Raw genomic sequence first — 22,704 nt, 5'->3', positions numbered from 1 at the left:
GTCCTTGGGTTCGGCTCAGAGCCAGGGGCCGAGTGCGGGAGGGGTGACGGAGCGGCCGGTGAGCCATGCGGCCAGGGCCGGGCCCTCGCCGGCTGCGGCCCGCTTGCGGACCACGTCGGCGAGCAGCTCGGCGGTGAAGTCGGCGGGCAGGTCGGCGAAGGTCAGGCCAGCGCCGAGATCGACAGCGTGGACCATCACCTCGCGCGCCCGCAGCCACGGGATCTGGCTGGCCGGGATGGTGCGGCCCTGGGCGGTGACGACCTCGGCGTCCCAGGCCCGATCGCTCAGGGCGGTGAGGTCCTCGGCCAGCGCCGAGGCGGAGCCGGCCACGACGTCGCGCAGCTGGGCGGGCGCCCACGATGCCCCTTCCTCGATCTCGGCGGTCCGCTGCTCGGCCGAGGCGTACATCCTGTTCTCGATCCCCGTGACCGCCCAGGAGACCAGCCGTCGCAGCGCCTGGGCGTTGAAGTGGACGTGGGCGACGAGGTGAGCGGTGGTCCAGCCGGGAAGGCTCGTCGGAGCGGCGAAGCGCTCGTCGCCGATCCGGCTCAGCGCGTCGAGGAAGAGCCGCGTGCCGCCCTCGGTCCAGGCCAGCGCGCTCACCCGGCCACCACCGTGTTCTCAAGCCGCCCGATGCCGCTGACCTCGGTCACGACCTTGTCGCCGGGAGCCAGGAAGACCTGCGGGTCGCGGGCGTGGCCGACGCCGGCCGGCGTACCGGTCGCGATGACGTCGCCGGGGCGCAGCGTGGTCATGGTCGAGACGTACTCCACCAGGGCAACCGGCGCGAAGAGAAGGTCGGAGGTCTGGGCGGACTGCATCAGCTCACCGTTGACGGAGGTGGAGATGCCGAGCGCCGGTGCGTCACCGCCGGGGAGCTCGTCCGGCGTGACGAGGACCGGGCCCAGCGGTGTGGTGGAGTCGAAGGTCTTTCCCTGCAGCCACTCGCGGGTGCGGAACTGCCAGTCGCGCATGGTCACGTCGTTCATCACCGTGAAGCCGGCGATCGCCGCCGTGGCCTGCGCCCGGTCGGCGCGCCGCACGGTCTCGCCTACGACCACGACGAGCTCGGCCTCCCAGTCGACGCACTCCGACTCGGGCGCGGCGACGATGTCGTCGTTCGGGCCGATGATCGCGTCGGCGAACTTGGCGAACAGGGTGGGGAACTCGGGCAGGGGGCGGCCCATCTCGAGGATGTGGCTGCGGTAGTTCAGGCCGACGCAGACCACCTTGCCGGGGGCGGGTACGACGGGGGCGAGCCCGGTCTCCAGGGGCAGCGCCGCGCCGTCGGCCGCGGCGAGGGTGCGCCAGTCGGGCTGCTCGAGCAGCTCGCGTACGTCGCCGTACCCCAGGTCGACGTACCGGTCGTCCTCGACCCGGACGGCACGGGTCTCGTGTGCGGTGCGGACGGTGGCGAGCTTCATCGGGTTGCCTCCTGGCGGCGGTTGAGGTTGAGGGCCTCGAAGACGGGCGTGTCGCTGAACCGGAAGAGGTCGAGCCCGCCCTCCGAGCGGACGGTGAGCGGCTGCCACGACGGCACGACGAAGAGATCGCCGCGTTCGACGGACCAGCTGTGCTCGCCGACGGTCACCGACCCCATGCCGTCGAAGACCTGGACCACGGTGGATCCGACCTCGCTGACGGTGGCGGTCTCGGTGCCGGGGGCGAGCCGATGGAACTCGGTCCGCAACGTGGGCATCACGTCCCCGCCGGTGGTGGGGTTGGTGAAGCGGACCGCGGCGTGGCCCGGGCCGAGCGTGGCTGTCACGCCCTCCTTCTCGAGCGCGAGCTGGTCGTCGAGCGCCCGGTCGGTGTGCTCCCACCGGTAGGCCAGCAGCGGTGTCGCCGGTGTGGGCTGGAGGTGGGTGAGCGGACGGAGGCCGGGGTGTCCCCAGAGTCGCTCGGACCGAGAGCGTGCGGGGGTCTCCGTGTTGTCGACCGCGTCCGGGCCGAACTCGAAGAAGCTGGCGTCGACGGCGTACTGGAAGGGGATGTCGAGGCCGTCGATCCATGCCATCGGCTCGGACGTGGCGTTCTGGTGGCCGTGCCAGGCCCAGCCGGCCTGGGGCAGGAAGTCTCCGCGCCGCATCGCGACCGGGTCGCCGTTGACGACGGTCCAGACGCCTTCGCCCTCGACCACGAAGCGGAAGGCGTTCTGGGTGTGCCGGTGGACCGGGGCGTCCTCGCCGGGGTTGAGGTACTGGATCGCGGCCCACAGGGTCGGGGTGGCGAAGGGGCGGCCACCCAGACCCGGGTTGGCCAGGGCGATCGCGCGGCGCTCGCCGCCTCGCCCCACCGGGACGAGGCGCCCGGACTCGGCGGCCAACGGGAGGAGGTCGGCCCATCGCCACAGGTGGGGCAGCGCCTTCGACCGCGGGTGTGCCGGCATCAGGTCGCCGATCTCGGTCCACAGCGGGACGAGGAGCTCGGCCTCGAACCCGCGGTAGAGGGCCTCGAGTTCGGGAGAGCTGTCGGGCTGGTCGGGAGCCTCCGACGCGGCGATCTTCACGGGGCTGGACGTCATGGTCATCTGATGGGTTCCTTGTCAGTCGAAGGTCCGGTCGCCGCACCCGGTCAGGTGCACGGTGAGCGGGCCGTCGCTCGTCACGTCGAGGTCGGCGGAGCAGGTCACCTGGGCGCGGCGAGGGTCGATGGTGATCTCGGAGATGTTGGCTGCGTTGATCACCAGGGTGTTGGAGGCCGCGATGGCCAGTGGTGCCAACGGCTGCCGGGTCTCGGTGGTGTACGGGTTGAGCGGCACGGTGGTCCCCTCCTCGGTGCCCGATCCCAGGACCACGGGCTCGACCGGCGCCTCGGTGAGCCCGAAGGCCCTGGAGACCACGTCGACGGTGCCGAGCTGGAGCGGGTCGTTGCTGCGGGTCTCGATGCCGCTCACCCAGTAGGCGCGGTTGCCGACGAGACCCGACGCCGGGTCGTCCATGGCGGGGTTGCGGACATAGGTGACGTGGAACGGGTCCTGTACGCCGCGCATGTCGCCCAGGTGCTTCGTGGCGACGTCCCACGTGCCGTTCGCGCAGAGCACGACGTGCTCCGAGGAGGCGCCGATCCAGGTGGTGAACTGGTAGTCGTAGTCACCGGCCAGGTAGGCGTCTGCGCGCTCTCGCGGGATGTTGTAGGGGATGTAGCTGTTCGGCAGGCCCGCCCACTCCACGACCGGTTGGTTGCGGCGGGAGGGGAGCAGCGGGGTCAGCGTGGAGCCCGGCTCGTGCTGGGTTCCGGTATCGATGGGCGTGACGTCGAAGACGCCGTTGAGACCGGCCATCGACGGGGCCTTGTTGAGGCCGTCACAGATGAATGCCTTGCTGAACAGGTCGGGGAACTGCAGGGAGAGCTTGTTGGCACCGAAGGCACCGGAGGAGAAGCCGCCCATCACGGTCCGCTGCGGGTCGAGGTCGAAGGCCCGGCGGGCGTCGCCGAGCGCCTCGATCACGCTGGCACCGGACTGCCCGTAGAACCACTCGTCGTTGCCGCGTCCGTCGACGGAGATGACCACGGTGGGGGCGTTGGGGCGCTCTCCGAACTTGTGGAAGAGGTCCTTGTCCTGGGTCGGGAGGGCCTGGAACATTCCCGGGTCGTGGACCTGGTCGTTGGCCGTCTGCGCGAAGCCCGGCGTCCACAGCAGGCTGGCGTAGCCGCCGGCGGGCGCCTCGATCCGCGGGACGTAGGCGACGTAGCGCTGCAGCTGGCCGGGAAGGTCGGGGACGCACGCGTCACGGCAGACCCAGCCGAACTGTGAGCTGACCTTCTCACCGTCAGCGCCGTCGATGATGCCGTTCTGCTGGGTGAGGGCGAGGGCAGGAGGACCGGCGGGGTCGGACGGGAGCCGTCGGCCCTGGCGGGACTCGAAGTGCGTCGGGTAGATGCGCTCGATGTAGCCCGCGCTCGGGATGCCCATCCTGGTGTCGGTCAGGTCGTCGTTGGCTCCCGCGGCAAGCTTGCCGAAGTCCACGTTCGCGTGGAACCGGGAGATGTCGCCCGCGGCGAGCGCCACCTTCTGGTCGTCGTTGCGCCACGGGGAGTCGAACGGCTCGCCGTACCGGAAGGCGACGTCGAAGTAGGCGCTGGGCGTCGGGTCGGTCGCGACCGCACCCCCGGGGTGCTGGGCGTCGGCGACCGCCCGGGGCACGAGGAACTCGTTGGCGGTGACGTCCCAGAGCCCGGCAGCCGCGGCGACGCGCACTGTGCGGGTGCCCGGGTCGAACGCGGTCTTCGGGACCCGGATGGTGACCTGGCGCCGGTAGATGTCGACCGCGACCTCCGGGGTGACGGGCAGGGTCTTCCCCGTGGCCGCGTCGACGATGTCGCCGCGGCTGCCGTGCACGGTCACGAAGACCTGGGCCGGCATCGAGGTGTTGGCGCCGTGCGGGGCCGGCCGGGACAACAGCGAGCTGCCCAGCGCGATCGTGGTGCCGACCAGCTCCGGGTCGAGCATCGTGTTGAAGGTGACCCGGAACGCGGTGGCGTCGCGCAGCGGCTTGACCCGGACCTCGACGATGTCGGCCGCGTTGGCGCGGTACGCCGGGTTCTCCGGGTAGGTGTACGCCGGGGTCATCGCGTGTTCGGGCCAGTTGGTCGGGACTGCCTGCGCACCCTGGTCGTCGTACACGCACCCCTGGTTGAGGAACTCTCCCTTCCGGTATGCCGACGTGTGGCACACCATCGTCGGCGCGGCCTTCCAGAAGCCGGCGTTCTGCAGCTGGGGAGCCACCGCCGGGGCAGCAAGCAGGTCCTCGAGGTCGAGCGACGGCGCGCTCTGCTCGACGGCGGAGACGGCCGCGTCGGCCGCGTCGGCCGCGTCGGGGGCGCCGGCAGCGGCCGTGCTCGCAGCAACTGCGAGGAGAGACAGCACGGCCGAGGCTGCCGCCAGGGCGAGGCGAAGGGGCCGCATGGGGACCTCCAGAGGGAGTCGAATCGTTCCTGTGACGGGCAGCACTGCCCGACAGGAAGGGATTCAACTCACTTTGACACCGACCGTCAACCTTTTGTCACGATTTTCTGAGACGGTGCACCGGCGACCGAGCGGAAGTACTCCTCTGCCGGCTCGCGGAGCAGGTCGTGGGCCGCCAGGAAGAGCTCGTGCGCCTCGGCACCCTTCCACCCGGCCGGCACCAGCTCGTCCGGGAGGCCGGGATCGCGGAACGGGAAGAGTCGGTAGTCGTGCGTCAGGCGCATCCGCTCGACCAGCGCGTCACGCGGCTCGAGGCGACCGCTGCGGTAGTCCGACATCCGCGGCCGATAGCTGCGCAGCAGCTCCTCGTAGTCGGCATTGAGTGATTCGAGGTCCCAGCACCGGCCGACCATCTCGCGATCCTTGGCCAGCCCGGTCGACTCGCACCGGAGCAGGTCCAGGCGGATCCCCGGCTTGTCCGCGAATCGCTCCTCGACCATGCCGAGGCGATCCCAGGGACTCACCCAGGTGGAGGCCGCCAGGGAGCCGAAGCCCAGCCACGCGAGGTCCTTGCGAAGCTCCTCGCGAAGAGCCCGATCCGACTCCGGGACCGTGTAGATCACCATCGACCAGCGACGATCCCAGTCCCCGGAGGGGCGTTCGAAGATGCGCTCGCGACCCTCGTCCAGGAGGCGCCAGCTGCGGTCCGTGAGCAGGTAGACGGTCTCGCGCCCGTCGCGGCGGGCATCGAACCAACCCTCCTTGCGCAGGCGGTTCATCACGACGCGGACCGTGCTCTCGCCTACGTCGAAGGCGTCGAGGAGCTGGGTCAGGGCACGCAGCCGGATCTCTCCGCCGTCATACCGGACGTAGTCGCCGAACAGGTCGAAGACGATGGACCGCGGCTTCATGACAGCTCCTCCCTTGAACCCCCGATCGGAGTTCACCACGTGAATACCACACGATCCACCATCACCGTCGGGCCGCGGAGGCGCACCCACGTGGAAACTCATTCGTGTCACATCGTTGACGTCCGTCTGAATATAGTCATACATTCGTGTCGCACGTCACACTTCCCGAAACGAGGACCCCCATGCTCGACACTGCGCACGACCGCACCCGCGGGCGTTCCGCCGGCCTCTGGGTCGTGGCCATCTGCCTGGTCACGATCATCTTCGACGGCTACGACCTCATCGTGTACGGCACCGTCGTCCCGGCGCTGACGGCGCCCACCTCCGAGTGGCACCTGTCGCTCTCCCAGGCCGGCGCCCTCGGCAGCTATGCGCTCGTGGGCATGGTCATCGGCACCCTCATCGCCGGAGCGCTCACCGACATCCTGGGCCGTCGCAAGATCATGCTCGCAAGCATCACCTGGTTCTCCGTCGCGATGGGCCTCACCGCCATGGCGCCGAACCCCGAGATCTTCGGCCTGATGCGCTTCGTCACCGGCGTGGGTCTGGGCGGCGTAGTGCCGACCGCGATCGCCCTCACCGTGGAGTGCGCCCCCGCCCACCGTCGAAACTTCAACAACGCACTGATGTTCTCGGGCTTCTCCATCGGCGGCGTCCTGGCAGCCGTCCTGGCGATCAACCTGCTGCCGACCGAGGGCTTCCGGGTCCTGTTCTGGATCGGCATCGCCCCACTCTTCGTGGTGGTCCCCCTGGCATGGAAGTTCCTTCCGGAGTCGGCGGCGTACCTCCTCGCCCGCGGCCGCCGCTCGGAGGCCGAAGCCCTCGCGGCGAAGTACGGCCTCACCCTGGCGGCGCCCGGCACGGCCGAGTCCGACGAGAAGCAGACCGCCCTCGCGACTCTCTTCTCCGCGAACCGGTTCGTGGCCACCGTGCTGTTCGGCGCCGCGAGCTTCGTTGGCCTGCTGCTGGTCTACGGCCTCAACCAGTGGCTGCCGAAGATCATGACGACCGCCGGCTACCCGCTCGGCTCCGCACTCAAGTTCCTCCTGGTGCTCAACATCGGCGCCGTGGTGGGCTCGCTGGTGGTCTCGATGCTGGCCGACAGGTGGGGCTCCAAGGTAGTCACCGTGGCGGCGTTCGGCTCGGCCGCGGTCTCCCTCTGGCTGCTCGCCGCGAAGCCCGGCGCCGGCCTGCTCATGCTGCTGGTCGCGATTGCGGGGTTCGGCACCGTCGGCACCCAGATCCTGGTCAACGGGTACGTCGCCACGCACTACCCGGCGAGCGCACGCGCCACCGCGCTGGGCTGGTCGCTCGGTGTCGGCCGGATCGGCGCGATCGTCGGCCCGACGTACGGTGCCTGGCTGCTGGCCTCCGGCAAGGGACTGGAGTGGAACTTCTACGGTTTCGCCATCCCCGCCGTGATCGGCGCAGTCCTGATCGCGCTGGTGCCCGCCGTCCGACTCGCGGGCGCTCGATCCAGGCCGGCGGAGCTCAGCCTCCAGCACTGACACACGCACCGCGCCCAGAGCCCCCCGCCGCTCCCCCCGTGTGGCCCGGTCTGCTCAGCAGGCCGGGCCACCGACTCATCCACGGGTCGTCGCAGACCGAGCCGTTTCCCGGCCGAGGGTGATCAGGCTCGACCGCGGAGTGTGAGAAATTGAGGCATGGCCAACGACCGACCGGGCGGTTCCGAGGACGAGGACTTCAAGCTCCGCCTCTTCGACGCAGTCCCCGACGGCTTGTGGCTCATCGACGACGAGGGGGTCACCCGGTGGGCGAACGAGCGAATGGCGCAGATGCTGGGCCGTCGGCTCGAGGAGATGGTCGGCCTGCGGGTCGTGGAGACACTGGACCAGCAGGGGCGTCACGACTTCGAACGAGCCCTCGCGCGGATGCGCGCCACCGGCGAGGGCGGCACCAACATCGACTCCTATCTCGTGCGCCCTGACGGCACGACCGTGTGGGGGCTGGTGAGCTTCGCGCCGGTCCACCACGAGGGGCGGCGCATCGGCTGGCTGCACCGGGTGACGCCGTACACCGAGCGCAAGAAGCTCCTCGAACAGCTGGAGAATGCGCAGCGGATCGCCCATGTCGGCAGCTGGGAGTGGGACGTCGGAAGCAATGTGATCCGGTGGTCGGACGAGCTGTACCGAATCTTCGGTGTCTCCCAAGGGGCGCCGGCATCCTATGAGTCCTACCTCGAGCTGATCCATCCAGATGACCGGGAGCTCGCGTCGAGCGCGGTGGCACGTGCGGTCGAGACCGGCGAGGCCTACTCCTTCGACCATCGCGTCGTGCGGGCCGACGACACACTTCGGTGGGTCCGCGGCCGGGGCGTCGCGGAGTACGGCGCCGACGGGGCGGTCGTGCGTCTGAGCGGCACCGCGCAGGACATCACCGAGATGCGCAGGGCCGATGAGCAGGCACGGGAAGCGACCCGCCGGCTCTATGTCCAGCAGCAGATGCTCGCCGCTGCGAACAGCGCAGCAACCCTTCGCGAGGCGCTGGAGATGGCTGCCGACGGGCTGCCAGAGCTCACGAACTGGACGGCGGTGTGTGCCCATCTCTTCAGCGGTCCGGCTGGCTCGCGCGACGTCGTGGTCTTCGACGTCGACCAGGGTGTGGCACCCGATCACCTGCTGGCGGAAGCCGCCCGCGCATCCGGGGAGATCGAGGTCGGCACTCCCTCGACGATCGATGAGGCGCAGAGCCTGGTGGCCATGCCGGTGGTGCTCGATGGTGAGGTGATCTGCGTCGTAGAACTGCTCACCGACAAGCAGCCACCTGATGAGAACTCCCAGCAGATCATGGAGCAGATGGCGGCCCACCTGGCGCTGGTGGCCGGGCGCGAGCGCTCCGCGATCGAGCTCCGGGAGGCACGGGACGCCGCGCTCGAGGCCTCTCGCCTGAAGTCGGAGTTCCTGGCCACGATGAGCCACGAGATCCGCACTCCCTTGAACGGCGTCATCGGGCTCACCGAGCTGCTGCTGAGCACCGGCCTCGACGAGCAGCAGCGCCGACTGGTGGAGAACCTCCAGGGTGCGGGCCTGACGCTCCTGGACCTCATCAACGACATCCTCGACCTGTCGAAGATCGAGTCCGGCAAGCTCGAGCTCGAGACGGCCGAGTTCGACGTCCGTGCCGTGTTCGACCGGGCCGCCTCCGTGCTGAGCCGACACGCGCACGAGAAGGGCCTCGAGCTGGTCGTCGCCTGCGATCCTGACGTCCCGCTCCGGCTTCGTGGTGACCCGGTGCGCCTCGGGCAGGTCGTCATCAATCTCGGGTCGAACGCGGTGAAGTTCACCGACAAGGGCGAGGTCGTCATCGACGCCCGCATCGAGCGCGAAACGCCCACCGACGTGGCGTTGCGTGTCGACGTCATCGACACCGGCGTCGGCATCGAGCCGGACGAGAGCGAACGACTCTTCGACGCCTTCATCCAGGGCGACGCCTCCACCACCCGCAGGCACGGCGGCACCGGGCTCGGGCTGGCGATCTGCAAGCGCCTCGTCGCGGCGCTCGGCGGCGAGATCTGGGTGACCAGCGAGCCCGGGGCCGGCAGCACCTTCTCCTTTACCGCCACGCTCGAGCGGGCCGATCCCGCCACGGCACGCACGTCCCCGGTCCCGAAGCTCCGCGGTCGACGCGTGCTTGTCATCGACGACAACGACACCAGCCGCCTGCGACTCGAGAGGCAGCTCTCCGCCTGGCACATGACGACCATGTCAGCCGGGTCAGCCGACGCCGCGATCAAGATCCTCGCGGACGCGGTCGGGTCGGGCGAGCCGTTCGACATCGCCCTGGTCGATCACCAGATGCCCGGGCGTGACGGCCTCGCGCTCGCCCGTCACATGCGCGACGATCCCGCGCTGCGAGAGACGTCGATCCTGCTGCTCTCCCCCGACCCCGCGCTGGCGCTCCCGGAAGCCGGAGACCTCCGGCCGGAGCACACCCTCGCCAAACCGGTGCGGCACGCCGACCTGCACAACCGGCTCCACGCGCTCCTCGGGTCACCCTTCGACCTCGTCGAGCCCGGCAGGGACGAAGCGCCGGGACTCGGCGTCCGCGTGCTCCTCGTCGAGGACATCCCCGTCAACCAGCTGGTCGCCATCGGCCTGCTCGAGCAGATGGGATGTGCCGTCGACGTCGTCGGTGACGGGATCGAGGCGGTCGAGAGGCTCACCCGCCCGCACGACTACGGTGCCGTCCTCATGGACTGCCGGATGCCCCGCATGGACGGCTTCGATGCCACCCGGATCGTGCGACAGCATGAGCCCGCCGGCCAGCGAGTGCCGATCATCGCGATGACTGCGTCCGCCCTGGAGGGAGAACGCGAGCGCTGCCTCGCGGCCGGCATGGACGACTTCCTCACCAAGCCCGTGAACGCGGACGAGCTGGCCCGCGCCATCGGAGAGTGGACCAGGACCCGGCCGTCCACGGGTCAGGCGGCCACGGATCCACCCGCGCAACCAGACTGGTCCGCCGCGCCCGCCAGAGCTGACGCGCCCGACCCGGGCGTCCTCGACCCCGACCGGATCGAGATGCTCGACGAGCTCGTCAAGGACGGCATCAGCTTCTTCGAACGCACCGCAGCCTCCTTCATGGCCAACGCCGCCGACCACCTTGCAGCGATCCGCGCCGCCCTCGACCAGGGCGACGCCACCTCGCTGGTCGCCTCCGCCCACCGGCTCAAGGGCAGCGCGCTCAATCTCGGCCTCCCCCGGGTGGCCGACTCCGCCGCCGAGCTGGAGGCACTCGGCGACGCCGGCCAGATCCAGGGATCAGGGCAGATCCTCGCCAGGCTCACCCACGAGGTGGAGGCCGCGGTCGCTGCACTTCGGGACCGCACCAACGGGTCTCGCTGACGCCCGCTCGGGCGGGCATTCCGCATCGGACACCCGGAGCGGCACGCGATCAGCGTCGCTCGAACCCGCGGGCGCGCTCCCACTCGCTGACGACCGAGCAGTACGCCGCCCACTCGGCGCGGGCAGCGGCGACCAGCGCGTCGACCACGGCATCGCCGAGGCCCTTGCGCGCGACCTGGCTCTGCTCGAGCAGGCGCGCGGCCGCCGGCAGGCTGTCCGGCAGCGCGACCGCGTCGGCGGCCGGGGCGCCGACCGTCGCCGGCGGCAGGTCGGGCTGCTCCTCGATGCCGTGGCGGAAGGCGAGCAGGATGCCCGCGAGCGCGAGGTAAGGGTCGGCGTCGGATCCGGGCACCCGGTGCTCGATGCGCAGGGAGCCACCGCGGCCGGCCAGCCGCAGCGCGGTGAGCCGGTTGTCGGGCCCCCACGCGGCGTGGACGGGCGCGAAGGCTCCCGGCCGTAGCCGCTTGAACGCGTTGACCGTCGGCGCGAAGAGCAGGGTGAGTTCCGGCAGCAGCGCGACCTGGCCCGCCAGTGCGTGCTGCAGCAGCTCCGACATGCCGTGCGGGCCCTCGCCCGGGAAGACCGGCCGCCCGTCGGCGTCGCGGAGGCTGACGTGGAAGTGGCACGAGCTGCCCTCCCCCGCGTCGTACTTCGGGAGGAAGGTGGCGGCCAAGCCCTCCTGGGCGGCCACCTGCTTCACGCCGGTCTTGAAGAACGCCGCCTGGTCCGCGGCGGCGAGCGCCTCGTCGTACCGGAAGACGATCTCGTACTGTCCCGGGGCGCACTCGCCGCGCGCTGACTCGAGCAGCAGCCCGGCGGCGCCCATCTCGCGGCGCAGCCGGCGGGTCAGCCGGTCCAGGCCCTCGAGGCCGTTGAGCGCGTAGTCGACGCCGTGGCGGGTGGCGGGGGTCAGCTCGCGCCAGCCGGCGGCCGCGGCCTGCGCATAGCTCTCGGTGAAGACCCGGAACTCCAGCTCGAAGCCTGCGTACGCCGTCAGCCCGCGCTCGGCGAGCGCGGCGACCTGGTCGCGGAGCACCTGGCGCGGCGCCACCGAGACCGGGAGCCCGTCGGCGTGGTGGGCGTCGGCGACGACCAGGACGGTGCCCTCGTCCCACGGCAGCGGCCGCAGCGAGGACGGGTCCGGGCGGAGCACCATGTCGCCGTAGCCGGTGCCATCGGGGTCGAGCTGGGCGACCTGGGCCACGACGTTCATCTCGACGTCGGTGGTGAGCAGGTAGGTGCAGGCGCCGAACCCGTCGTCGAGGACGTGGTCGAGGAAGTACCGCGCCCCGAGGCGAGTGCCCTGGAGGCGGCCGGCGAGGTCGGGCAGCGCGAGGACGACCTCGTCGACCTGTCCGGCCGCGACCGCCTCGCGCAGGGCGTCGATCGTCATCGGCCCGGTCACGCCTCCTCCCCCACGTGGAGCGGGTTCGGGATGTGGCCGTGCATCTGGTCCGGCTCGGCGTCGCGCTCGGCGCGGTCGTGGAAGCCCCCGCCGGTGAGCTGCTCGCGGTTCAGGGCGATGCGCTCGTAGTGGGGCGCCAGCAGGCCGAGCTCGTCGAACGCCTCGGCGAGCTCCGGGTGGGCGGCACGCCAGGCCAGCAGCGAGGCACGGACCTCGGCCCAGAAGGCGTCCTCCGCCAGGCCGGCGTGCTGGCGCATGAGCGGCGCGAGGTAGCGGAAGTGGCCGGTGAAGACGGCACTGATGATGCTGTGCGCCATCTCGGCCAGCGGCCAGCGCACCAGGACCTTCTCGGCGACCGGGTCGAGGCCCGGGTAGTCGCGACCGGGCAGCAGGGTGATGTCCTCCGCGAAGTCCTTGAGCAGGATCCGCGTGGGCAGCGCGCCCTCGAAGACCAGGATCGTGTTCTCGCCGTGCGGGCAGAACGCCACACCGTGGCGAGTCAGGCACAGCAGCAGGCCCGGCAGCATCGCGTCGCACAGGTGCCGCAGCCAGGCGCGGGCGTCGAGGCCCGAGCGCCGGACCAGCTCCGCGACGAGCGCGTGGCCGCCGGGGTCGACGTAGAGGAGGGTGGCGAGCGAGCGGGCCCGCTCCCCCGGCGCCAGCTGGCGCTCGACCGGCTCGCGCCAGACGGCGCCGAGCAGCTCGGCGTACCGGTAGGGGGCGTCGGGGACGTCGCGGAAGTGCGGGTGCCGGACGACGACGGTGGCGACCTCGCGGAGGAACGCGATGCCGGTCGCCTGCAGCTCCGGGTCCTCGGCGTGCAGGCGGCCGAGCCACTCGCTGGCGAGCGGGGCCGCCTCGGTGGCGTCCGCGCCCAGGCCGCGCCAGACCAGCGTGTTGCGCATGAGCAGCGACGTCTTCACGTCGCGGTGTGCCTCCCCGACGAGGCTGCGCACGGACTGGACGGGTCGGTAGTCGGTGACGCCCTCGCCGAGGCGGACCAGCCGGCCCGCGGCGAGCTCGGGGGCGAACAGGGTCCGGACGACGGTCTTGTCCTGGAAGGGGTGCACCGGGAACCAGACCCAGTCGCAGCTGCCTGCTCCGGCGGCGGCGAGCGCGGCCTCGAAGGTCGTGCGCTCCTCGTCGGTGAGCTCCTCGGCGAGGAGGCGACCGAGGTCGAGCCCGTGCTCCGCGGCGTACGTCGCGAGGTCGGGGTGGGCGGCGTACCAGACCAGGGTGACGGTGCGGCGGGCCTCGGGGCCGAAGCGGTCGAGGTCGTCGGCGTCGAGACCGATGCGGCCCTTGTTGAGCACCAGCACGGGGTGGCCCGGGAGATGCTGCTCGAGCTCGGCGTAGGACAGCTCGAGCAGCTCGGTGACCGGGCGACTGGCCGCGAGGCAGCGCGCCTCGGCGGCCCAGGTGCGGGTCGCCTCAGTCACGATCTCCGACAGCGTGACCGCGTCGAAGCCGGCGACGTGGCGGGCGTCGAGGAAGAACCGCACGGGGTCGGTGGCGGGCACGCCGTCGCGGCGGACGCTGGCCGCGTCGACGTGCCACGCGGTGAACGCGTCACGCTCGGCGGCGAAGGTGTAGGTGACCTCGCCGAGCCGGAGCTGGTGGCCGTCGGCGTCGGACTCGGGACGGACCAGCTCCTCGTGGGCGAGCTCGGAGAGGGCGCGCGCGACGAGGTGCGCGCCGGCGCGCGCGAACTGCTCGGCCGACGGAGCGAGCGCGACCTGGGTCTCAGGCGACAGGGTCGACGACATGGAGGGGCTCCTGGGGGGTCGGAGGGACGGAAGGGACACGGGTGCGGCGGCCGTGCAGCGCGAGCAGCACACCGGACACCACGACGAGCAGGGCACTACCGAGGAGGGGCCCGCCGAGCGAGGGGCCGGCGAGGACGGTGGCGAGCAGTGGGGCGGCCAGCAGAGCGGCGGAGCGCCCGGTCTCGACCGCCGTGAACGCCGGCCCGGCGGTGCCCACCTGCGCGAAGACCGCGAGGTCGAGCGCGACGAGCAGCACGCCGGTGGCGGCACCGAGCAGCAGCCGCCCGGCCGCGAGGGCCAGGAGGTGGTCGCTGGTGGCTGCCTGCACCAGGTAGGCCGCCGCGGCGATCAGGGCGCACGCCGGGACCAGTGCGACACCCGGGCGGTCGAGCAGGCGGCTTGCGACCGGGAGCACCGCCAGGGACCCGACGGCCGGGAGCAGGAACATCCAGCCCGCGACCTCGACCGACGTGCCGCCGGCGACCAGCAGCTCGACGAAGAACGGGCGCGCCACGGCGATCGCCGCATCGGCCGCGACGACGGCCACGACGAGGAGGAGCAACGAGCGCCGCGAGGGCGCCGTGGTCGCGGCAACCGCTGGCTGCTCGGCCGGCGCCGCGGTCTCGACCGCAGGCCGGCGCTCGACCCTCGCCCACACGAGCGCAGCCAGGAGCAGGTCCACCACGGCGAAGGCGCCGAGGCCCCAGCGCGGCTGCTCCATCCCGACGACCGCGGCTCCGACCAGCGTCGATCCCACCGCGGCCACGTGGAAGACCGCCCAGAAGAGCACGACCGCGCTCCGGCGGTCCCGCCGGCCGTCCTGCTCGACGACGGAGACGAGCGCCGGGTAGGCCAGCACCAGCGAGGAGCCGCAGGCGACGACCCCCGCAGAGCACGCCGTGAACGTCCACCAGGTCGGCGCCAGGGCGAGCGCAAGGTCGAAGACCGCACTGCCCAGCAGGCCCGCCACGATCAGGCTCCGCGCGGGGAGCCGCAGCGCCAGCAGCCCCCACAGCGGCATCGCCAGCAGGCCGGCGAAGCGGCACACCGAGAGGTAGCTGCCGGTCGCCGCGAGCTCGTGCATGCCGAACAGCTCGCGGAACAGCAGCGGCCAGTACGGCGTCAGCGCGGTCTCGGCGACCAGCTGCAGGGCCACCACGCCGGCGAGCACGGCGCGGGCGTGGCCGCCCCCGGCCGGGGGGCTGCTCACGGCGCCCCGAAGGTGGTGAACGCGCCCTGGTGCGCCGGCAGCAGCTGCCGGCCGGTGACCGCGGACAGGATCGTCCCGGCACGCCAGGCGCCGAGGCCCAAGTCGGGCGCACCGACGCCGTGGGTGTGCGCCTCGGCGTTCTGCACGTAGAGGCCGCCCGTGACCGACGGGGCGGTGGCGACCCGGTAGTCCGCGGCCACCTGGTAGCGGCCGCGGTCGTCGAGGTCCAGGACGTCGAGCAGCGGCTCGAGGAAGGCGGGCCGGCGGGCAGCGTACCCGGTGGCGAGCACGACGGCCTCGGTCCCGACCTCGAACTCGCGCTGCTGCGTCAGGTGCCGGCAGGTCAGCCGCAGGCGGTCGCCGTCCGTGGCACAGGCGGTGACGCCGACCCCCGGGCGGAGCTCCGCGTCGACGGTGCGGCCGTCGACGGTGCGCTCGTAGAGCAGGTCGTAGATCTCGGCGATCGTGTCGGCGCTGATGCCCTTGTAGAGCTGCCACTGCGACGGCACGAGCGCGTCACGCGTCTCCTCCGGCAGGCCGTGGAAGTACGCCGTGTAGTCCGGCGTGAAGTGCTCCAGCCCGAGCTTGGAGTATTCCATCGGTGCGAACGCCTGGGTGCGGCTGAGCCAGCGCAAGCTGCTGCCCGTCTCGGCCTGGGCCTGGAGCAGGTCGAGGAAGACCTCGGCACCCGACTGGCCCGAGCCGACGACCGTGACGCTGCCCGCATCGAGCAGGAGCGGGCGGCTGTCGAGGTAGTCCGCGACATGCACGACCTGCTTGCCCAGCGCGCCGGCGAACGCCTCGGGCACGACCGGCTCCGTGCCGACGCCGAGGACGACGGCCCGCGCCTCGAGCGTCTCGCTGCGGCCGCTGGCGACCTCGGTCGTGGTCACGCGGAAGACCTCGCCCACCTCGTCCCAGACGACCGCGTCGACGCGGGTGCCGAAGCGACACGACGGCAGCGCATGGGCGACCCAGCGCAGGTACGCGTCGTACTCACGGCGGGGCACGAGGAACCGCTCGGCGAAGTAGAACCGGAAGAGCCGGCCCTGCTCGCGCAGGTAGCTGAGGTAGGACCAGCGGCTCGTCGGGTCGACCAGGGTGACCAGGTCCGCGAGGAACGGCACCTGGAGGGTCGCGCCCTCGATCAGCAGCCCCGGGTGCCAGGAGAAGGAGTCACGCTGGTCGACGAAGACCGCGTCCAGCTCCGGTACGCCGTCGGCGAGCGCGGCCAGCGAGAGGCCGAACGGGCCCAGGCCGACTCCGACCAGGTCGTGCGTCATCGGGTCACCTCACGCAGGGGGTTGGGGATCTCGACGTAGACCGACTGGGTCTCCACGGGGGCGGCGACCTCGTCGCGACCATCCACGCCGGTGAGCAGGTTGGCCTTGGTCGGCAGCGTCGGGGCGTGGAGCAGCAGCTCCGCGACGGCCGACGGGGCCGGACCGGCCAGGTGGGCCTCGAGGTGCTCCGCGAGGACGGCGAGCAGCCGCTGCTCCGGCACCGCGGTGGCCGCTGCCACCGCCGCTGCCACGCCGAGCACGTGGTTGACGCCGACGTAGTAGGCGACGCGGTCGACGACGAGCCGGTCGGCGAAGACCAGCGGGGCGTCCCGGCCCACGGTCGGCAGGATCGTCGCAAGGCGCGGCACGGCCGACTCGGCGGCGTACCAGCCCTGGTTGTCGCGATACCAGCCCTGGCACGGGAGGCCGTCCGCGTCGAGCTCCACGAGCACGTTCTGGAGATGCGCCTCCAGGCCGATGCCCCAGGTGCCGTGCAGCCACAGGATCGGCTCGACGACCACCTCGAGCCAGCGGCGGAGCCACAGCTCCGCAGCCTCGACGACACCGAGGCCGTGGGCCGACGCAGTGCGCGAGACCGCCTCGGCGACCGGCGGGCGCGAGCAGTCGGGGCGCGGGTCGAGCAGGGCACCGGCACAGGTCACGTCGGCGGCCGGATCGAACGGCACTTGGCGCAGCACGGTCTCGAGCCCCACCGGGCCGTTGCCGTCGACGCCGAGCCAGCCGCGGTCGAGGACCAGGCCGAAGTGCGGGTGCGCGGCGGCCAGCGCGTCGCCGAGGCCGGCGTCGACGAGCTCCGCGGTGTGAACGGCCAGCCGGCCCTCGTCCCGGGTGTTCTCGCGGCGGCTGTTGGTGACCCGGAGCCCCATGCTGAGCTTGAGCATGACGTCCTCGCCGGGACGACCGACGGTGCGCAGGGACGAGGTCGCCCACCAGGGGGCGCCACCGGGGCCCAGGTCGCGCAGCAGGCCTGCGTCGAGCAGGGCCGCGGCTGCGGGGCGGCTCCTGAGGTCGTCGGCCTGCCACGGGTGGGCGGGCACCGGCAGCCAGCCCTCGGGCAGGTCCTCGGCGAGCGGACCGGCGAGCCGGTGCATCAAGGCAGGTACGTCGAGCCCGGTGCCGCCGAAGGCGGCCACCTCGGGCGCGGCGGCGAGCCAGTGGACCGCGAAGCGACCGCGGGCCTCGGGCGCGTAGCGGGCGTCGAGCTCGTCGGCGAGGCCGTCGCGGCTCTTGGTCATCGGGTGCCACGGGTGGCCGGAGACCAGGTCCTGCTCGCCGAGCAGCCATCGCGGCAGGTCCGGCGCCCCGACCTCCTCGGCGCGCGCCACGGCGTACCCCTCCAGGCGCCGGGCGGACTCGACGATGCGGGCCAGGGCGTCGGCGGCGTCGCCGCCCCCACGGGCCGCGGCCTCGCGGGTGAGCATCCCGGCCAGCGCCGGGAGGGAGAGCACCCGGCGCTCGCGGTCGAGAACGACACCGAGGCCGTGGGCGCCGATCGGCGAGACCGCGAGCACCTCCACCTCGACCCGCTCCCCCGTCGCCGGCAGCTCGACCTCGAGGGGGCCGGTGCGGGTCACCTCCTGCCCGGTCTCGCGCAGCCAGCAGCGCAGCAGCACGTCGCGCGCCAGCAGGCCGGCGCGCGCCCGCACGACCTCCGCCGACCGTGCCGACGAGGCGGCCTGCGTGGTGCTCATCGGGCCTGCTCCGCCCGGCCGGCGGCGACCACCAGGTCGAGGACGGAGTCCACGTCCGCCCGCGTCGCCACCGGGTTGAGGACGGTGAGCTTGAGCTGCACGCGGCCCTCGTGCTCGGTGCGGCCGACGACGGCCTTGCCCGACGCCAGCAGCGCCCGGCGCAGGCGGCCGTTGACCTCGTCGTCCGCGGTGCCGGCCGGACCGACGTAGCGGAAGACGACGGTGGACAGCACCGGGTCGCAGAGCAGCTGCAGGTCAGGGCGCCGGCGGACCGCCTCGGCGGCGTAGCCGGCCAGCTCGAGGCACGTGTCCACCCGCTCCCCGAGGCCCGTGATGCCGAGGGCACGCAGCGTGACCGCGATCTTCAGCACGTCGGCACGGCGCGTCGTGCGCAGCGAGCGGCCGAGCAGGGAGGTGTAGCCGGACTCCTCGTCGTCGAGCGGGTTCAGGTACGCCGCCCGGCGGGCCAGCGGGCCGAACAGCTCCGGGCCTCGGGCCAGCAGCACGCCGGCCGCCGCGGGCTGCCAGCCGAGCTTGTGCAGGTCGAGCGAGACGGTGTCGGCCAGCTCGAGGCCGTCGAGCAGGTGGCGGTGCTGCTGCGAGAAGAGCAGGCCGCCGCCGTACGCCGCGTCGACGTGCACCCAGCCGCCGCGGGCGTGGACCAGGCCGGCGATCTCGCGCAGGGGGTCGATGCTGCCGAAGTCGGTCGTGCCGGCGGTGGCCACGACGATCGGGCGGGTGCCGGCGGGGCACCCGGCGAGCAGGCGGGCGAGCGCGGTGACGTCCATGCGCTGGTCCGCGTCGCACGGGACCTTGACGACCTCGCCCAGGCCGAGCAGGTGCGTGCCGCGGTCGGCGGAGAAGTGCGCGAGCTCCGAGCTGAAGACGGTGACCGGGTCGGGAGCGGCGTCGCGGGCCAGCATCAGCGCCGTGTAGGTGCTCGCGGTGCCACCGGTGGTGATCACCCCGGCGGCGCCCGAAAGGCCGGCCAGGTCGCCGAGGGCCTCGACCACGCGCTCTTCCAGCACGGTGGCCGCGGGCGCCTGGTCCCACGAGTCCATCGACTGGTTGAGGGCACTCGCGACGAGGTCGGCGGCGACCGCGACCTCGAGCGGCGGGCAGTGCAGGTGGCCGGTGCAGGCGGGGTCGGCCGGGTCGGCAGCGCCGGCGGCCACGGTGGCGGCCAGCGTCGCCAGCGCCTCCTCCTCCCCCACGCCGTCGAGCGGGAGCGCCTCCCCCGCCAGGGCAGCATCGACTGCCGCCTCGACCTCGGCCGGGGTGGCCGCGGGCAGCGGGCCGCCGCGCTCCTTGCGGCCGGCAGCGAGCGCGGTGAGCGCGGTCGCCACGAGTGACTCCAGGGGCAGGGAGGCGCTCACGTGGTCGCCTCCCGCTCCGCGACGGCGATCGCCTCGGAGAGTCGCTCGAGGACGGTCTCGCACTCCTCGTCGGTCATCACGAGCGGCGGCAGCAGGCGGACGACGGCGTCGTGGCGGCCACCGAGCTCGACGATCAGGCCCCGCGACAGGCACCCCTGGCGGATCCGCAGCGCGAGGGCCGGAGCGGCCGGGCGGCTGCCCGCGGCGTCCGGGGCGGAGCCAGGCTCGACGATCTCGACGCCGAGCATCAGGCCCCGGCCGCGGACGTCGCCCATGCAGGACTGCTGCGCCTGGAGGGCGCGGAGGCGGCCGACGATGCGCTCGCCGAGCTCGGCGGCGCGGTCGGCGAGGCCCTCCACGCGGACGTGGCGCAGGGTCGCGGCACCGGCAGCCATGGCCAGGGTCGTGCCCCTGAAGGTGCCGGCATGCGCACCCGGGGCCCACGCGTCGAGGTGGTCGGCGTAGACGATGACCGCGAGCGGCAGGGTGCCGCCGATCGCCTTCGACATGACCATGACGTCGGGCTCGATGCCCGCGCCCTGGCTCGCCCAGAACGTCCCGGTGCGGCCGACGCCGGTCTGCACCTCGTCGACGATCAACGGGATGTCCCGGTCGGCGGTGATCTGGCGCATCGCCAGCATCCAGGCGTGCGGAGCCGGGATGACTCCACCCTCGCCCTGGACGACCTCCATGATCATGGCGGCGGGCTCGACGAGGCCACCGTTCGGGTCGTCGAGGAAGCGCTCGACGTACGCCGCGGAGAGGGCATCCGTGCGTCCCTCGCCGACGCCGAACGGGCAGCGGTACTCGTAGGGGAACGGCAGGCGGACGCCCTCGGCCGCGACGCCGGCCATGGGGGTCTTGGCGGAGACGCCGCCGCTGATCGCCAGCGCCCCGGCGGTCATGCCGTGGTAGGCGCCGGTGAAGGCGAGGACCGGCTGGCGGCCGGTGGCGGTGCGGGCCAGCTTGAGCGCGGCCTCGACCGCATCGGTGCCGGCAGGTCCACAGAACTGGATCCGGCCCTTCTCCTGCAGCGAGCGGGGCAGGGTGGCGAAGAGCTCGTCGGTGAACTCGTCCTTCTGCGGCGTCGCGATGTCCAGGCTGTGCCACGGGGCGCCGTCGTCGATGACGCGGCGTACGGCCTCGACCACCACCGGGTGGTTGTGGCCGAGCGCGAGGGTGCCGGCGCCGGAGAGGCAGTCGAGGTAGGTGCGGCCGTCGGCACCGGTGATGGTCATGCCACGGGCCTTGACCGGGACCATGGTGAGCGTGCGGGCGTAGGTGCGCGCCGACGACTCACGGGTGTCCTGGCGGCTGATCACCTGCTCGCGGTCGTGGTGCCGGGATCGGGACTGGACGTCGACGGACATGGGGTCTCCGGTTCTTGGGAGGGATCAGGCGGGACTGGACAGGGCGCCGGGCACGGGCGTGCCGGCGAGGACGTGGCGGGTCGCCACGGGGTGGCCGAGGAAGGCGTTGAGGGCGAACTCGTGCCCGTAGGCGCCCGCCTGCGGGAAGACGAGGAGGTCGCCCACGCGGACGCGCTCCATGACGACGTCGCGGACGAGGACGTCCTCCGGCGTGCAGAGCTCGCCGCTGACGGTCACCGCCGTCGTACGACGCTCCGGGCGCGGGCCGGGGCCCGCCCACTCCTCGCGCGGGAGCACCGCGACGGGGAACGGGAAGTCTTCGGTGCCCGGCAGCGCATAGCCGCCGATGCCGCCGCGGACGATGACGAACGTCTGGCCGTAGGAGTCCTTGATGTCGACGACCTCGGCGGCGTACCAGCCACACGAGTTGACGAGCCAGCGTCCGGGCTCGAGGACCACCTCGACGCCTGCGGGCGGCTGCAGGCGGTCCAGCTCCTCGGCGAGCACGGCCAGGTCGAGCTCCGGCGAGCCGTCGTAGGACACGCCGAGGCCGCCGCCGGCGTCGACCCAGCGCAGGTCCACGCCGCGGGTGCGCGCGGTCTCGAGCGACCAGTCCAGCACCCAGCCGACGTACGCCGCGTGGGCTCGGGCGTCCCTGTTGCCGGAGACGGCGTGCATGTGGAAGCCGACCAGGTCGATGCCCGGCAGGCCTAAGGCGTGCTCGATCGCGGCGGGCACGTCCGGCTCGGGAATGCCGAACGCGGAGCTGCGGCCACCCATGGCGAGCGTGCCGGTGACCGCGACCTCCGCCGGGTTCACCCGCAGCGCGACGGCAGCGCGGACGCCCCGCTCCTGCGCCGCCACGGAGATCCGGCGCAGCTCGAGCTCGCTCTCGGCGTGGAGGACGGTGACGCCGGCGTCGAGCAGCTCACCCAGCAGCTGCGGGTGCTTGGCGGGACCCGCGGCGGCCAGCGGGGCACCCGCAGGCAGGAGCGTCGCGGCCAGGCGCGCCTCGTGGGCGGAGGCGACCTCGAGGCCGTCGACGCCGCCCTCGGCGAGCAGTGCCCGGAGCACCGGAGCGTGCCCGTTGGACTTCACCGCGAAAAGCAGCGTCGCCCACGGCGGCAGCGCAGCGCGCAACATGCGCGCACGCGAGGCTGCGACGCTCGCGTCGTAGACATAGCCGCTGATCGGCTCCCGGCCGGCGCGTTCGAGCAGGTGGTCGCGCACGACGGCAGGCAGCGACTCCGCGTCCAGCGCGCGGGCACACCGGGTGCCGGCAGCGGTGACAGGGGAAAGCACCGAGATTCTCCTTAGGTAAGCCTTACCTAAGTGGCAGCCAACCCAGTGTCGGCCCTGCAAGTCAAGTCACGCGTCACGGAGGGACGCTGTGACCATCGACTCACTCCTCGTTGCGGCACATCCCGACGCAGCGCAGCCACCTCGGCGACGGGGGCAGCGCCGAGTGCGCCCGAGGTTGCGGCTTGACCTTGACGCAGCGTCAACCCTGCACGCTGCTGTCATGACCAACCACACCACTGCGATCGAGGTCGCCGGGCTGACGAAGTCGTACGCCGACAACGCCGTCCTGCGTGGCATCGACCTCACCGTGCACACGGGCACGGTCTACGCCCTGCTGGGCCCCAACGGCGCCGGCAAGACCACCATGGTCCGCATCCTCTCGACCCTCATCACCGCCGACGCGGGCGAGGCGAGGGTCGCCGGCTTCGACGTACGCCGCGAGTCCGACGCCGTACGCCGCTCGATCGGCGTCACCGGGCAGTTCTCCGCGCTCGACGAGCTCCTCACGGGGCGGGAGAACCTCCGGCTGATGGCGGACCTCGGCCACCTGCGAGCCGCCGAGGCGACGAGCCGGGTCGCGTAGCTGCTCGCCAGG

Annotated in this window: 16 protein-coding genes; 3 read left to right on the top strand and 13 right to left on the bottom strand. The window is 72.6% G+C overall.

Going from position 1 to position 22,704, the window contains the following annotated elements; genetic code table 11:
• Window positions 1-15: 15 nt before the first annotated feature.
• The 5 genes from DDE18_RS14970 to DDE18_RS14950 all read right to left on the bottom strand — a co-directional run bounded on the left by DDE18_RS14970 (window position 16) and on the right by DDE18_RS14950 (window position 5,820).
• Window positions 16-603, bottom strand: coding sequence for a maleylpyruvate isomerase family mycothiol-dependent enzyme (locus DDE18_RS14970; protein WP_116573061.1), 588 nt, complete (start codon window positions 601-603; stop codon window positions 16-18).
• Window positions 600-1,424: a fumarylacetoacetate hydrolase family protein gene (locus DDE18_RS14965; protein WP_116573060.1), complete on the bottom strand. Its 825-nt coding sequence runs from the start codon at window positions 1,422-1,424 to the stop codon at window positions 600-602. The genes DDE18_RS14970 and DDE18_RS14965 overlap by 4 nt, the downstream gene beginning before the upstream one ends.
• A complete protein-coding gene (locus tag DDE18_RS14960; protein ID WP_245916728.1) occupies window positions 1,421-2,530 on the bottom strand; it encodes a cupin domain-containing protein in 1,110 nt (369 codons plus the stop codon). The genes DDE18_RS14965 and DDE18_RS14960 overlap by 4 nt, the downstream gene beginning before the upstream one ends.
• A gap of 15 nt (window positions 2,531-2,545) precedes the next feature.
• A complete protein-coding gene (locus DDE18_RS23015) occupies window positions 2,546-4,909 on the bottom strand; it encodes a hypothetical protein (protein WP_165821180.1) in 2,364 nt (787 codons plus the stop codon).
• A gap of 86 nt (window positions 4,910-4,995) precedes the next feature.
• Complete coding sequence (locus DDE18_RS14950; RefSeq protein ID WP_116573059.1) at window positions 4,996-5,820, bottom strand: PaaX family transcriptional regulator; 825 nt, start codon at window positions 5,818-5,820, stop codon at window positions 4,996-4,998.
• 182 nt (window positions 5,821-6,002) lie between these two features.
• Between DDE18_RS14950 and DDE18_RS14945 the strand changes: the two genes are divergently transcribed.
• Both DDE18_RS14945 and DDE18_RS14940 read left to right on the top strand, forming a co-directional pair.
• On the top strand, window positions 6,003-7,328 hold the full coding sequence (locus tag DDE18_RS14945) for an MFS transporter (protein WP_116573058.1): 1,326 nt from the start codon (window positions 6,003-6,005) through the stop codon (window positions 7,326-7,328).
• A gap of 156 nt (window positions 7,329-7,484) precedes the next feature.
• Window positions 7,485-10,685: a response regulator gene (locus tag DDE18_RS14940; protein WP_116573057.1), complete on the top strand. Its 3,201-nt coding sequence runs from the start codon at window positions 7,485-7,487 to the stop codon at window positions 10,683-10,685.
• Window positions 10,686-10,734: 49 nt separating this feature from the next.
• On the opposite strand, the gene DDE18_RS14935 is transcribed toward DDE18_RS14940, so the two are convergent.
• Genes DDE18_RS14935 through DDE18_RS14900 form a run of 8 tightly spaced genes read right to left on the bottom strand, consistent with a single transcriptional unit; the run spans window position 10,735 to window position 22,109 of the window.
• Window positions 10,735-12,078, bottom strand: coding sequence for a glutamine synthetase family protein (locus tag DDE18_RS14935; protein WP_116573245.1), 1,344 nt, complete (start codon window positions 12,076-12,078; stop codon window positions 10,735-10,737).
• Window positions 12,079-12,086: 8 nt separating this feature from the next.
• Complete coding sequence (locus tag DDE18_RS14930) at window positions 12,087-13,856, bottom strand: IucA/IucC family protein (protein WP_116573056.1); 1,770 nt, start codon at window positions 13,854-13,856, stop codon at window positions 12,087-12,089.
• On the bottom strand, window positions 13,834-15,066 hold the full coding sequence (locus tag DDE18_RS14925) for an MFS transporter (RefSeq protein ID WP_133241230.1): 1,233 nt from the start codon (window positions 15,064-15,066) through the stop codon (window positions 13,834-13,836). The genes DDE18_RS14930 and DDE18_RS14925 overlap by 23 nt, the downstream gene beginning before the upstream one ends.
• Window positions 15,063-16,349 (bottom strand): lysine N(6)-hydroxylase/L-ornithine N(5)-oxygenase family protein, encoded by a 1,287-nt coding sequence (locus DDE18_RS14920; RefSeq protein ID WP_116573054.1) that lies wholly within the window; start codon window positions 16,347-16,349, stop codon window positions 15,063-15,065. The genes DDE18_RS14925 and DDE18_RS14920 overlap by 4 nt, the downstream gene beginning before the upstream one ends.
• Entirely contained in the window at window positions 16,346-18,061 is a 1,716-nt protein-coding gene (locus DDE18_RS14915; RefSeq protein WP_116573053.1) for an IucA/IucC family protein, read from the bottom strand. The genes DDE18_RS14920 and DDE18_RS14915 overlap by 4 nt, the downstream gene beginning before the upstream one ends.
• The gene (locus DDE18_RS14910; protein WP_116573052.1) at window positions 18,058-19,437 is read right to left on the bottom strand and encodes a pyridoxal phosphate-dependent decarboxylase family protein; all 1,380 of its coding nucleotides are present in this window, start codon (window positions 19,435-19,437) and stop codon (window positions 18,058-18,060) included. Before DDE18_RS14910 ends, DDE18_RS14915 begins: the two co-directional genes overlap by 4 nt.
• Window positions 19,434-20,807, bottom strand: coding sequence for a diaminobutyrate--2-oxoglutarate transaminase family protein (locus DDE18_RS14905; RefSeq protein ID WP_116573051.1), 1,374 nt, complete (start codon window positions 20,805-20,807; stop codon window positions 19,434-19,436). The genes DDE18_RS14910 and DDE18_RS14905 overlap by 4 nt, the downstream gene beginning before the upstream one ends.
• Before the next feature lie 24 nt (window positions 20,808-20,831).
• The gene (locus tag DDE18_RS14900; RefSeq protein ID WP_116573050.1) at window positions 20,832-22,109 is read right to left on the bottom strand and encodes an alanine racemase; all 1,278 of its coding nucleotides are present in this window, start codon (window positions 22,107-22,109) and stop codon (window positions 20,832-20,834) included.
• A gap of 220 nt (window positions 22,110-22,329) precedes the next feature.
• Here DDE18_RS14900 and DDE18_RS23390 point away from each other — a divergent pair, with 220 nt between their 5' ends.
• Complete coding sequence (locus DDE18_RS23390; RefSeq protein ID WP_116573049.1) at window positions 22,330-22,692, top strand: ATP-binding cassette domain-containing protein; 363 nt, start codon at window positions 22,330-22,332, stop codon at window positions 22,690-22,692.
• Window positions 22,693-22,704: the final 12 nt, after the last annotated feature.

Origin of the sequence: Nocardioides gansuensis, assembly GCF_003076135.1 — a bacterium.
GTDB lineage: Bacteria > Actinomycetota > Actinomycetes > Propionibacteriales > Nocardioidaceae > Nocardioides > Nocardioides gansuensis.
Note: the sequence above shows the minus strand (reverse complement) of the source record. Positions and strands in the feature narration are given on the sequence as shown.

Coding starts and splice junctions, on each gene's coding strand:
- DDE18_RS14965 (WP_116573060.1), bottom strand. CDS start 1,424: ATGAAGCTCGCCACCGTCCGCACCGCACACGAGACCCGTGCCGTCCGG.
- DDE18_RS14960 (WP_245916728.1), bottom strand. CDS start 2,530: ATGACCATGACGTCCAGCCCCGTGAAGATCGCCGCGTCGGAGGCTCCC.
- DDE18_RS23015 (WP_165821180.1), bottom strand. CDS start 4,909: ATGCGGCCCCTTCGCCTCGCCCTGGCGGCAGCCTCGGCCGTGCTGTCT.
- DDE18_RS14950 (WP_116573059.1), bottom strand. CDS start 5,820: ATGAAGCCGCGGTCCATCGTCTTCGACCTGTTCGGCGACTACGTCCGG.
- DDE18_RS14945 (WP_116573058.1), top strand. CDS start 6,003: ATGCTCGACACTGCGCACGACCGCACCCGCGGGCGTTCCGCCGGCCTC.
- DDE18_RS14940 (WP_116573057.1), top strand. CDS start 7,485: ATGGCCAACGACCGACCGGGCGGTTCCGAGGACGAGGACTTCAAGCTC.
- DDE18_RS14935 (WP_116573245.1), bottom strand. CDS start 12,078: ATGACGATCGACGCCCTGCGCGAGGCGGTCGCGGCCGGACAGGTCGAC.
- DDE18_RS14930 (WP_116573056.1), bottom strand. CDS start 13,856: ATGTCGTCGACCCTGTCGCCTGAGACCCAGGTCGCGCTCGCTCCGTCG.
- DDE18_RS14920 (WP_116573054.1), bottom strand. CDS start 16,349: ATGACGCACGACCTGGTCGGAGTCGGCCTGGGCCCGTTCGGCCTCTCG.
- DDE18_RS14915 (WP_116573053.1), bottom strand. CDS start 18,061: ATGAGCACCACGCAGGCCGCCTCGTCGGCACGGTCGGCGGAGGTCGTG.
- DDE18_RS14905 (WP_116573051.1), bottom strand. CDS start 20,807: ATGTCCGTCGACGTCCAGTCCCGATCCCGGCACCACGACCGCGAGCAG.
- DDE18_RS23390 (WP_116573049.1), top strand. CDS start 22,330: ATGACCAACCACACCACTGCGATCGAGGTCGCCGGGCTGACGAAGTCG.